Source organism: Pseudorhodobacter sp. (assembly GCF_030452865.1).
Classification (GTDB): domain Bacteria; phylum Pseudomonadota; class Alphaproteobacteria; order Rhodobacterales; family Rhodobacteraceae; genus Pseudorhodobacter.
This window is the reverse complement of record NZ_JAKDLJ010000471.1, coordinates 1-2,516: the sequence shown is the minus strand read 5'-3', so window position 1 is coordinate 2,516 and position 2,516 is coordinate 1. Positions and strand designations below refer to the sequence as shown.

At 60.8% G+C, this 2,516-nt stretch carries 4 protein-coding genes; all 4 read left to right on the top strand.

Going from position 1 to position 2,516, the window contains the following annotated elements:
• Nucleotides 1-415: pyrroline-5-carboxylate reductase dimerization domain-containing protein (locus L0H65_RS18215; RefSeq protein WP_301460628.1), on the top strand; the 415-nt coding region annotated here is incomplete at its 5' end.
• Nucleotides 412-744 carry a tRNA-binding protein gene (locus L0H65_RS18210; RefSeq protein ID WP_301460627.1) on the top strand — a complete coding sequence of 111 codons (333 nt, stop codon included), beginning with the start codon at nucleotides 412-414 and terminating at the stop codon, nucleotides 742-744. The genes L0H65_RS18215 and L0H65_RS18210, both read left to right, overlap by 4 nt.
• Nucleotides 741-1,694: a D-glycerate dehydrogenase gene (locus tag L0H65_RS18205; RefSeq protein WP_301460626.1), complete on the top strand. Its 954-nt coding sequence runs from the start codon at nucleotides 741-743 to the stop codon at nucleotides 1,692-1,694. Before L0H65_RS18210 ends, L0H65_RS18205 begins: the two co-directional genes overlap by 4 nt.
• A gap of 132 nt (nucleotides 1,695-1,826) precedes the next feature.
• Nucleotides 1,827-2,501, top strand: coding sequence for a sulfotransferase family 2 domain-containing protein (locus L0H65_RS18200; RefSeq protein WP_301460625.1), 675 nt, complete (start codon nucleotides 1,827-1,829; stop codon nucleotides 2,499-2,501).
• The last annotated feature ends 15 nt before the right edge of the window (nucleotides 2,502-2,516 follow it).

The following is a 2,516-nucleotide window of genomic DNA, read 5'->3' as shown; positions in this document are numbered from 1 at the left end:
CGCAATTTGCGGCAACAGCCAGGCAACCGAAGCGCATCTCGCGCTGGCCGAAGGGTTGCTGGCGGCGGTCGGCCAAGTGGTGCGGCTGGAGGGGGAGCATCAGATTGATGCGGTGACCGGGCTTTCCGGCTCCGGCCCGGCCTATGTCTTTCATATGATTGAGGCAATGGCGCAGGCCGGCGAAAGCGTGGGGCTTGCTCCCGATCTGGCGATGCGTCTGGCACGGGCAACAGTCTGCGGCGCCGGAGAACTGGCGCATCAATCCACTGAAACGGCGGAACAATTGCGCATCAATGTGACATCCCCGGGGGGCACGACTGCGGCGGGTCTCAAGGTGCTGATGGCGGAACTGCCTGAGCTGATGCGCCGCACCGTTCGTGCCGCCACCGAACGCGGGCGAGAGTTGGGGAAATGATCGGCTACGAGGATTTCGCCAAGGTTGATATCCGCACCGGCACCATCACCCGCGCCGAACCTTTCCCCGAAGCCCGCAAACCCGCGATCAAACTCTGGATCGACTTCGGCGGTGATCTGGGCGAAAAACGCTCCTCTGCTCAGATCACCAGTCATTATGCGCCCGAAAGCCTCGTCGGGCGGCAGGTGCTTGCGGTTGTCAACTTTCCCGCGCGCCAGATAGGCAAGGTGATGTCAGAGGTGTTGGTTCTCGGTGTACCGGATGCGACGGGTGAGGTGGTGTTGATCGGCCCCGGTCATGCCGTGCCGAACGGAGGAAGATTGTTTTGAGACCCGAAGTCCTGATCACCCGTCCGATGCCTGACAAGGTTATCGCCGAGGCGTTGACCAAACTGTCGCTCACCATCCGCGAAGATACCACGCCGATGACCGAAGCCGAATGTATCGACGCGTTGCACCGCTATGACGCGGTGCTGCCGACCTTGGGCGACCGTTTCAACACCGCAGTGTTTGCTGCTTCCCACGCGCCGCAGTGTCGGCTTCTGGCAAATTTCGGCGTTGGCTACAACCATATCGACGTGGCGGCTGCCAAAGCCGCAGGTATCCTCGTCGCCAACACTCCGGGCGCAGTGACCGATGCCACCGCCGATATCGCGATGACGCTGATGCTGATGACTGCGCGGCGCGCAGGCGAAGGCGAACGGATGGTGCGTGCTGGGGCCTGGCAAGGCTGGTATCCAACGCAACTCCTGGGTGCGCATGTCACCGGCAAAACCGTTGGCATCATCGGGATGGGACGCATTGGCAAAGCCATCGCCAAACGCGCGCATTTCGGTTTTGACATGCAGATACGCTATTTCAACCGCTCACCCGTTGCCGAACCCGATGTGTCGTCACAGCAGGTTGATCTGGCACAGGCCCTCGCCTCCGATTTTGTGGTGATCGCGGTTCCGGGTGGCCCCGCGACCCACCATCTGATCGGGCGTGAGGCGCTGGCACAGATGAAACCCCATGCCTTCCTGATCAACATCGCGCGCGGTGATATCGTCGACGAATCCGCTCTGATCGACGCGTTGCACAACAAAACCATCGCCGGCGCGGGCCTCGACGTGTATGAGCACGAACCCGAAGTCGCCCCGGAATTGATCGCGATGGAAAACGTAACCTTGCTGCCGCATCTTGGCACGGCATCGCTGGAAGTGCGTGAAGCGATGGGCCTGATGGCGGTTCACAACCTTTTTGCCTTCTTTGATGGCAAGCCGCTGCCCAACCCTGTCTGACACCATGACGATCTTCTCTGCAAAAATATCCTCGCCGAAGGCCCCGGCCCAACGCGGGCGCACGTTCTGGCACCGTCCATGGCAATGCCGGCTGCGGGGGCTCGATGCCCCCAAAGACGGCATCCCCTTGCGATGATCATCTCGTTTCGGCGCAAGTTCATTTTCGTGCATATCCCGAAAACCGGCGGCACCGGTCTGGCGCTCGCGCTGGAGGCGCGGGCGACGAAGGATGACATCCTGATCGGCGACACGCCCAAGGCGTTGGCCCGACGCGGACGGATCAAGACGCTACCTGCCAAGGGGCGGCTTTGGAAACATTCCACACTTGCGGATATTGACGGGCTGGTTTTACCCGAGGCAATGACGGAAATGTTCATTCTGACGCTGGTGCGCAACCCATGGGACCGGGTGGTCAGCCTCTATCATTGGCTGCAATCACAGTCCTTCGATCATCCTTTTGTGCCGCTGTCGAAGGCTCAGAGCTTCAGTGATTTCCTGTGTCACCCGGCGGTGAGCAGCAGCCTTCGCGCGGCGTCTTCGGCGTCGTATATGCAGGATGCGCAGGGGAAAGACCGGTGCAGCCTCTATCTGCGCCTTGAACATCTGGCCGAGGATATTACGCCATTTGAACAGCATCTCGGCTTCCACCTTGGCCCGCTTGGCCGCGTCAATACCTCAAATCGGCAGGCGGATTGGCGGGGGTATTATACCAGGCAGACCGCCACGCTGATCGCTGATTGTTTTGCCGATGATATCGCGCGCTTTGGCTATGGTTTCGACGATGCGGTAAAGCGCGGCGCGGGATAGCGCCACGCTTTGCGC